A 9,276-nucleotide genomic window follows, 5' to 3' on the forward strand; every position below is an offset into this window, starting at 1 on the left:
CATTTGCTGTCCAACAATGTTGCACCAGTTTCGATGTTTCAAAAAAATCTGCATTGATAATGCTGCTTTTCAGGGTCCAGTCACGGCCAGTGGGATCAAACCAGTCGTCCAGTTGCTGCCTGATGTTCACCGGGCCGCCCAAGGCACTGTAACTGGTGGCGGAAAGCGACCACGGCCACCCGCTTGGCGGGTACTTCATGACCCGCGTGATATGCGTGGTCAGTTCACTAATGCTGGTGGTCGCAATACCACTCCACTTGTGCTCGATTTGTCGACAAAACCACGACGAGTCCATGTCCGGATGACGCTCGGTTGCCACCAGCACTCTTTGCGCGGAACTGGTCTGCTTGAGTTCTCCAAGCGTCAGGAAAGCATTGCTGCAGGGGATCATCCGGTCGCCCAAATGCGTCAGCAGAAATCGGTTCAATTCCTTGAAATCGAAGGGCTGTTTGTCCGACGTCAATTCGTGAAAGTCCAGCAAGATGAATTCGTCGGGGTTTTCTTGAAGAAAGCGTATTACCCCCGTCACCAGGTTTTCCAGCGAACGGGACGAGCGAAAGCCGTTGTGATGGAACCAGAACGTAGCGACGCCTTTTTGGGAAACTTCGTACTCCAGCCTCAGGTCGAGTGCACGCGCACCTTGGGTCAATTGATAGTAAAAGCTATTGCTTTGACAGGCTGCCCAGTGACTTACGCCAGGTGCTGCATAGGACGCTTTTTTATCTACGCCGGCATTGTGAGCCCCGGGTAATACCAAATCGGCAAACGACAAGTTGTCAATAACCGGAGTGGCGCTCATCCAGCGATTTAGCGTGAAATCAACAGGGTCATAGATGAAATTTGACAGGATGTTTAGTTGGGCGTTGCTCATATAGCTTCCTTGCATGGGTAATAAGTATATTGCGCAGGTGATCGCTCAGGTTGTTGATCATAATGTTCTGAGCGATGGAGAATACTTATAACCTCATGTGAGGCGTTAGCCAAATAAGGCTTGATGCTAAAAGTGTGTGGGGAAAGAGAGTTTGTTCAAGAATCAGGCGTTTTCTTTATGTCTGTTCTTGGCTTCAATCCACTGCGACATGTATTGAGTGCTTTTATGCTGGTGATGTCGCAGCATACTGCCGATGAAGTTGTTTCTTCGAATAGCGTGAAGATGCTGCCGACAATCGTTGAGTCTGGCGATCAATGCCGGACCGTGTATAGCTGACTGGTAACGAGTGCTCAATAATTCAAACCCAGAAGTTTGTGCCTGCAACCACCGGGTTTCGTCTTTATAGAGTTGCACGGCATCATCGGCGAACGCCTGTGCCGTTCTGGCCACCGCGCCCGGCCACGCTTCTACCCCGTGCATGGCTTCTGCACCAATCGGCGTCGTGACATTCGGCGTGCCACACAGCATGGCGTCGACGATCTTGCCTTTGATGCCGGCTCCGAACCGCAGTGGTGCCAGACACACCCGTGCCGCCGACATCACTTGCAAGGCATCTTCAGCCCAGTTCATCACATGAAAGCCCTGTGCCGGGTTATGAAGCGCGGTGGCCTTGGGCGGTGTGTAGGCGCCGTAGATGTGCAATTGCGCCGTGGGCAGTTGCTCACGGATCAGCGGCCAGATGGCCGTCTTCATCCAAAGCACTGCATCCCAGTTCGGCGCATGGCGAAAGTTGCCGATACTCAAAAAATGCGCCCGGTCTATAAACGCCGTTGGCGGCGCACACGGCAGATCGACCATCAACGGACACCAGTGCAACAAGGTGCGCGGCAGTTTGAACTGCTCGACCAGCAATTCGATTTCCACTTCGGAGATCATCAGGTTCAAATCACAACGATACAGCGCGGCGATCTCACGTTTGGCCAGGTCTGTATCAGCCATTAACTCGAACTCTTCACGCAATGCCGGGGCAAACAACTCGCTGAAGTCGTTGCAATCGTCACTTTGCTTCAATCGATCTTTCAGACGTTGATGYCGGGCATGGCGCAGGCTTTGCAGATCCGACGTTTCAAGTACACGCAACGCGTCGGGACAGTGTTTTTCGACGCGCCAGCCGAATTGTTCTTCCATCATGAACTGATCGAACAGCACGATATCCGGCGCCAGTTCACTGATAAACACGTCGAAGCTGCTGTTGTTCAACTCGATTGCCACTTCACGAATACCCAGCGCCGTCAGGTCCGCCCGGTGTTCGCCGGTGCCGGCCGGGCTGCTGAAGGTAATGTCCCAGCCTTGCTGCAACAACGTATCGAGGATTTGCATCACATGCCCGCTGGCCGCTGAAGAGCGGGGCTCGGGCCAGACGTAACCGATGACCAGAACTTTGGTTGCGTGGGGCTGGGGCTGGGGCATCGATGTTCCTTGGGAGAATGATCAGACAGGGCGCGGGGCCGCAATTAAACCACAGCAAGGTTGCTTTCAGACCGAAATACCGCTGTCGCAGGCTGCGACAGCGGTCGTTTTTTACACGGTGTTGAGGTTGACCAGTACCGGCCAACCGATGTAGCCGTTGCGGCTTCTGTCGAGGGCCGTTTTCATGGAATTCAAGTTGTTCAAGAAGGCTTGCTTGTCGGTTTTCAATTGACTCAATAAAGACGTGGTCACCGAGAAGGAGTCGGCATTTTCGAAGGCTTTCGTGGCGGTGAAGTACTCAGGTGGGTATATACCCGGTTTCACATGAGCATGACCGCTGGCCAGATTAAGTAAACCTGCCACGTCCAATTGCTGGCGGCCTTTTTCGTATTTTTTCGGGTCGATGGCATAGGCGAAGTCGTAGGTATCCGGAGCACCGTGAAACAGTTCGTGTACCAGGTCGTCCGCCGTGGCGCCCGGATTGAAAAACTCCTGGCGGTAATGGTCGTTGAAATTGCGAACATTAACGCGCATGAACTGCTTGCGTGCCGCGACAGATGTGCTTGCAGCTTTCCATTCCTGGTACCAATCAGGATTCAAAGAGGCGAGTGTTCCAGGGGAATCAGCCTTGGCCCCGTCAAAAATGATGTTGTCAGGGGTTACTTTTGAAAAATCCGCTTTAAGTTCGCGCAGGTAGGCAAGGTATTTGTGTCGAGCCTCTCTGGAACCATCCCCCAATAACATGTGGATAGCCAAATCTGTGTCGTAATTGAGCGTTGTGTCGCTCAGTACATTGATGGCGTTGTCAATTTTAGTTCGTGCAACGGGCAAACTTTCCTTGACAATGTTTCGAGTGTAATTTTTCGGCATTAATTTATCGAGCTTCGGTAAATAGGATTTAACGGTCAGCTCAAAATTTTTCAACTTCTTTCCCCACGGTTGGCCAAGCCTGTTCAGGGCATACCAGTGGTCATTGCTACGCGCAGCGGAGAGCAGGAAGGACTCTGCGGCAGTACCGTGGGGGCGCCAGATTCCTTGCCCGAAGTCCGTTCGTTGTGCCGCCTTTGCAACGTCATAGGATTGAGCACTACCGGTCAGCTTTCGAAATTGAAGGGTTGCATTTTCGATAGACTCCAGACCCACTCTGCCAATACCGAATACACCTTTTTTCAGATATTTTCCTGCACCGAAGATTAATTCCGGTGTTCCGTCCAGCGGGTTGAAGGCGGCGTTGAGAAAACCAATGCCAATCTTGGCCAATGCTCTAGTCTTTGATGCGGTGGAGGCTGACTTGCCGGCGATGCTGATGGCTTTTGCGGTGACACCGACAACTAATAGCAACGTCATCGCAAATTCAATTTTGCAAGAAAGCACGCTGTCTCTGTTACGGTCCGGGTCATCGGAATTCACATCTTCGATGCAGGATTTAAAGGGCACAATGAAGTTGATAAACGTCTCCAGGTTATGCTCTTCCTGCAATAGTTTATGTTCCAGCTCTGTTCGTTCGCGTGCGGTCTCTATCAGTTCATCATAGGACCAGACTGGCCGATGCTTCAAAATAAAATTGGCAAGGGTGTTGAATTCACCGCTATTAAAACTCAGATAATAACTTTTTTGAGTGTCACGCGCTGTGTTACCTGTTACAGGTAATGTGCCCAACTTATCGATCACTCCGCGAAGGGAATAGGTGTTGCGCAGGGACGTTCCGTGGGTATAGCTTTCGATATCGGTCGGCACCGTGAGAATTTTACTGGCCTGGGTCAGGCTATTAGGGTGGCCGGTGAAATCCACTCTTGCGGGTTGCTGTAGCAAGTTTTCGTTTTCTATAAGCCTCGCCAACTCGGGGTTTTCCCGGCATTCACAATGCAAGGTGGACAGTTCATAACAGTACAGATTGCCCTCATAGTTCGAACACATCACCACGCCATAACGACCGGTCGCTTCGTCCTTGTCTTTCTGTTTTTCCTGGCGGTACGGAACGGGAGCCTGGAGGAACCCGACAGATGGGCGAAGGGTGAAAAAGGTTACTTCACCGCACAATAGACGAGTGCGGTCGACGGGTGGTAACGCCGACAAGGTAAGGTTGATTGCAGTGACCATTGCTTTTTCCAGCGGCGCATAGGCCTGGTCAAAGCGACGCTTGAATACACCTTCCGTAGAGACAAGGTTGGGCAGAAGGTTAGGAAACGTCTGGTAGATACTTGTTCTATTTTTTACATCCCAGGCGCGAGTCCCAAGATGGTTGGACATGTTCAGCTCTACCATGGACATGGCTAACGGTTCGAAATTGCCGAACTCGTGGCTTGCGCGCTGCTTTTCGTAGAGTATTTTCTCTTCCAGAAAGTCGCAGCCAGGTACGATATGCCGCAATATTTCCAGCGATATCTCTTTCCTGGTGGGCATCGGGATGACCAGGGTCGTTGCTGTCTGTGTGTAGCAATCTGCGAACGCTTGATAAGCAGCAATGGCATGTTCGACGGTACCCTGATAATGGGTACTTACTTGCTCCAACGTCACGATGCCATTCAGTAAGGCCCAATCAACGATAGGGTCCACCGCTAAAACGCTATGCAGAGTTTCCAGGGTATGGTTAACAGGTTCAATCGCMTCGAGTTGCATGACTTTTGAATAGGTCATGGRCAGTGCAGCCCCCAAAGCATTTGCCTCTGCCAAGGCAACTCCGCGGCAGAACGTGATCCATTCAGGGGTGCCCAGTCGCAGCGAGGCGGGCAGGTCCCTTACCAAAAACTCCGGGGCCTTGCCTGCCAGCAGCAAGTAAGCGGCCAGCGTTGTCGCGAAGGAGGGGATTTCGTGTTCGTTCTCAAGATGCCGTTCCAGCTCGGTGAGAATGTCTGGAACCGTTTTTTCGATATTGTCGGGAGCGTATAGGTTGTAACCCGCAACGTGATTTCGGGGCTCGTCTTCTCCAGCGCCAGGATAAATATCCAGAATAATGGCGGTCATCAGTACCTGCTCAAGGCACAGATCAGAGAGGGGCTCGCCCGGGTTGGCGCCGTACCAGCCAAGCGCTTTGATATACCCTTCAGACCAATGTTTGAAAGATGAATGCGTGCCAACTTCATGTAGAAGTTCACGACAGTTCAAGCGTTGGACTGTATTCGACCGAGACCCTAATGCGATCTGGCACACATCGGCCAGCAGCTTCGCCTGACCTCCGATGTTTTGAAGAGTCAACGTGCGAACGCGCGCCCGTTCCTCAGGCGATAACACCACGGACCCCTCATCACGGCCGGTGATCATTCCCCAATAGTTACCGATTGGCGGGCCAGGGTGGTAGTTGAACTCCAAATGGTTTATCAGGTTTTTTATACCTGTCAGCTTTTTCGGCACCTCATACTCATGAAAACTCAGCCACTGCTTTACTTCAATGTTCTTACCCAGAAAAACCAGGCCGCCTATCATTGATGCGATTTCAATAAGCGTACTGAAATCCTCGTTAAGTTCCGGGTCTCGCTTTACTGCGAGGGTAAAGGTGTAACTGGTTTTTCCAATGATTGCCCCTATTTGACCCTTGCTGCTTACATAAACAAAGGCGTCCGCCGGTATCGTTAACTTGCTTCTGAGCAGGAAGTTCCTGAAGGCTTCCTTTTCAATCAAGCGTTGCAGCATAACCGCGCCTGGTTGTAATGCCAGTTCGAACGAGGAGTGTTCGTCGAGCGAGATATATGAATCACTCCAGGCGAGTTCCTGGTCGTCGTTAAATTCCATCATCTTGCTTTTAAGAGTTGTGATGACCTTTTGCTTTTCAGTGTTGTCAGCTTCTTCGATTTTTTCAATGTCATAAGTGCAGTGAAAGGGTTTCGAAAATCTAAACTCGGGGGGTGTCAGGCTATTTGCCTTGCTCATAAATAAATCCATTTATTTGCAGTTTTTAAGGGAGCAGGCATCCTCTTTTAGTTATAGCTGATTGGCAATTCGTGTTGTGTTAGATGCTGTTTCGTCACGCTCGGTAAATAGGGGGTCTTTAGGCTGATTGGGAGTAGGCGACAAAATGAGATCATCCCTGAGCGAGGCGCTTAGGGATGTTTTTTAGGTTGTGAATGCTTAACAACTTACCGTAGGAGTATGAGTGCGTACGACGGGGTCATTTCTATCAAATTACCAGACTCTTTTGAGTCCGGTGTGGCGGGCGGATTCGACATTCGCTTTAATGTTAAGCGAGCATGCCCTTGACCTTGTCCCGCAGCTGATCAATCGAGAACGGCTTGCCAATCACTTGCATGCCTTCAGGCACGTCGATGCTTTCGGCATAACCGCTGGCGAACAGGATCGGCAGTTCAGGGCGCAACATCCGTGCCTGAACGGCCAATTCTCGTCCGTCCATCACGGGCAAGCCGACATCGGTCATCATCAAATCGATGTATTGGTCTTCGTCGTTGAGAAACTCCAGCGCCTTTTCGCTGCCATCCGCCTCAAGTACTTTGAACTCCAGCTCCTCCAGCACGTCAACGATCAGCATGCGCACAATGGCATCGTCTTCGACTACTAATATGATGGATGCGTCGGCGGACATAGTGGGAGCTCTCTAAGAATGAATTCAGGGTGCCGGTCAATCAAATCGCCGGTCTCTTGCATGAGTAAGTGGCGGGTCCCGACAAGTTCCCAACATCTCGCAAAAAAGAACAGCTGTACAGACAACAGCAAGGATAACCGCTCCCTTTGCGCTCGCGCAGCTAAATACGGGGATTTACTTTGATACGCGGTAGAAAATTGGATAAACACGCCTTTTTTGGGGCAAACTCCATCAATTCGAACAGTTCGACAAGGCCTCCCCATGACCACTGCGTTTTCGGTTGATGAGCAACGATTCCGCAAACTCCTGAGCCGCAACGTCAGTCTGCCATTGGTTGTCGGCGTCATCAGTGCGGTGTTTTTTGTCTCGCTGATCACTTATCTGTTGTCGGTGATCCAGTGGGTCGAACACACCGACCGGGTGATCAATAACGCCAACGAAGCTTCCAAGCTGACGGTTGATCTGGAAACTGGCATGCGCGGTTACCTGCTGACCGGTGACGAGCACTTTCTTGAACCCTACGAAACGGCTAAGCCAAGAATCACGGTCGCCCTCAATACCTTGCTCGAACTCACCGCCGACAATCCGGCGCAGACTGATCGTGTGCGTCGTCTGCAAGCGTTGCAGACCGAATGGACGAACTACGCACAATCAATGATCGATTTGCAGCGTACCAGCGGCGATTACCGCGCTGCGGTCAAGACCGGGCGCGGCAAGCGGCTGACCGATGAAATTCGCAAGCAGTTCGAAGAAGTGATCGACATGGAGCAGCAGTTGCGCGCCACGCGCAACGACGATGTGCGCCGTACCACGATCTGGAGCATCTTCCTGTACCTGTTGTTCGTTGCCGGTATCAGCGCTTTGCTGGCCTACATTGGCCGACGCGACTTGCTCAATCTTTCGCAAGTCTACAGCGCCAACCTGGCTGCGCAGCAATCCAGCGCCCGGCGTCTGGAACAACAAGCCTGGCTGCGCAATGGTCAGACCGAGTTGGCCGAACAAGTGTTGGGGCAACTGAGCCTGAATGTATTGGGCCGCAACATTTTGCAGTTCTGCGCGCAGTACCTGGGCACCGCCGTCGCCGCCATTTATTTGCGCGAAGACCACGGCGGCCTCAAGCGCATTGCTTCTTACGGTTTCTCCCGTGAGCAGGAAGAACGTGACCAGCAGATTTACAGCGATGAAGGGATCGTCGGTCAGGTCGCGAACCAGGCTCGCCTGATTCGTCTCGATGACGTGCCAAGTGATTACTTCAAGGTCAGTTCCGGCCTCGGCGAGGGCCTGCCGCATAGCGTGCTCGTGGTGCCGACCAGTGATGACGAACGGGTCAATGGTGTGATCGAGCTGGGTTTCCTGCGCCCGTTGAATGATCGTGACATCGAGTTGCTTGAGTTGATTGCCGGCAACATCGGCACCTCGATCGAAGCCGCTCGTTATCGGCAACGCTTGCAGGAAGTGTTGGGCGAAACCCAGCAGCTCAACGAAGAGCTGCAAGTGCAGCAAGAAGAGCTCAAGACCGCCAACGAAGAACTTGAAGAACAGTCGCGAATTCTCAAGGAGTCGCAGGCGCACTTGGAAACCCAGCAGGTAGAGCTGGAACAGACCAACGAGCAACTCGCCGAGCAGGCGCAGATCCTGGCGGATCAACGCGATGCCATGGACCTGAAGAATACCGAGCTGAACCAGGCTCAGGTGCAGCTTGAAGATCGCGCCCTGGAGTTGCAGCGCTCCAGCAAATACAAGTCCGAGTTTCTCGCCAACATGTCCCACGAACTGCGAACACCGCTGAACAGTTCGTTGATCCTGGCCAAGTTGCTCGCTGAAAACCCGCAGGAAAACCTCACGGCTGAGCAGGTGAAGTTTGCCGAGTCGATCTATTCCGCCGGGAATGACTTGCTCAATCTGATCAACGACATTCTCGACATTTCCAAGGTCGAGGCCGGCAAGCTGGAAATGCGTGCCGAGAACGTCAGCGTCGAGCGTCTGGTAGACGGCTTGCGCGGGATGTTCGAGCCGATGGCAATGGACAAGAACCTCGCGTTTCACCTCGAGTCGCAACCCGGTTCGCCGAAGATGCTGTTCACCGACCGCCAGCGTCTGGAGCAAGTGATCAAAAACCTGCTGTCGAATGCAGTGAAATTCACCGAGAGGGGTTCGGTCAGTCTGACCGTGGCGTCGCAGCCCAATGATGGCGTCGCCTTTATCATCCGCGACTCCGGGATTGGTATCGCCGAGGATCAGCATGACAGCATTTTCGAAGCGTTCCGCCAGGCCGATGGCACTACTAATCGGCGTTATGGCGGCACCGGTCTGGGCTTGTCGATTTCTCGGGACCTGGCCGCGTTGCTCGGTGGTTCGATCAGCGTCACCAGTGAACCGGGGCAGGGCAGTGTGTTCACCC

Annotated in this window: 5 protein-coding genes; 1 reads left to right on the top strand and 4 read right to left on the bottom strand. The window is 52.6% G+C overall.

All coding sequences use genetic code 11. The features are described 5' to 3' along the window. The 4 genes from AC1DSG_RS22790 to AC1DSG_RS22805 all read right to left on the bottom strand — a co-directional run. Positions 1 to 871, bottom strand: an 871-nt coding sequence (locus tag AC1DSG_RS22790; RefSeq protein ID WP_477792904.1) for a phosphatidylinositol-specific phospholipase C domain-containing protein, incomplete at its 3' end; no start/stop codon positions are given. Positions 872 to 1,033: 162 nt separating this feature from the next. Next, a complete protein-coding gene (locus AC1DSG_RS22795; protein ID WP_477792905.1) occupies positions 1,034 to 2,341 on the bottom strand; it encodes a glycosyltransferase in 1,308 nt (435 codons plus the stop codon). Positions 2,342 to 2,452: 111 nt separating this feature from the next. Then, positions 2,453 to 6,208 (bottom strand): hypothetical protein, encoded by a 3,756-nt coding sequence (locus AC1DSG_RS22800; RefSeq protein WP_477792906.1) that lies wholly within the window; start codon positions 6,206 to 6,208, stop codon positions 2,453 to 2,455. 307 nt (positions 6,209 to 6,515) lie between these two features. Then, a complete protein-coding gene (locus AC1DSG_RS22805) occupies positions 6,516 to 6,875 on the bottom strand; it encodes a response regulator (protein WP_477792907.1) in 360 nt (119 codons plus the stop codon). Between the two features lie 261 nt (positions 6,876 to 7,136). Here AC1DSG_RS22805 and AC1DSG_RS22810 point away from each other — a divergent pair. Next, positions 7,137 to 9,276: CHASE3 domain-containing protein (locus tag AC1DSG_RS22810; RefSeq protein ID WP_477792908.1), on the top strand; the 2,140-nt coding region annotated here is incomplete at its 3' end.

This window comes from Pseudomonas sp. P5_A12, from assembly GCF_056400685.1.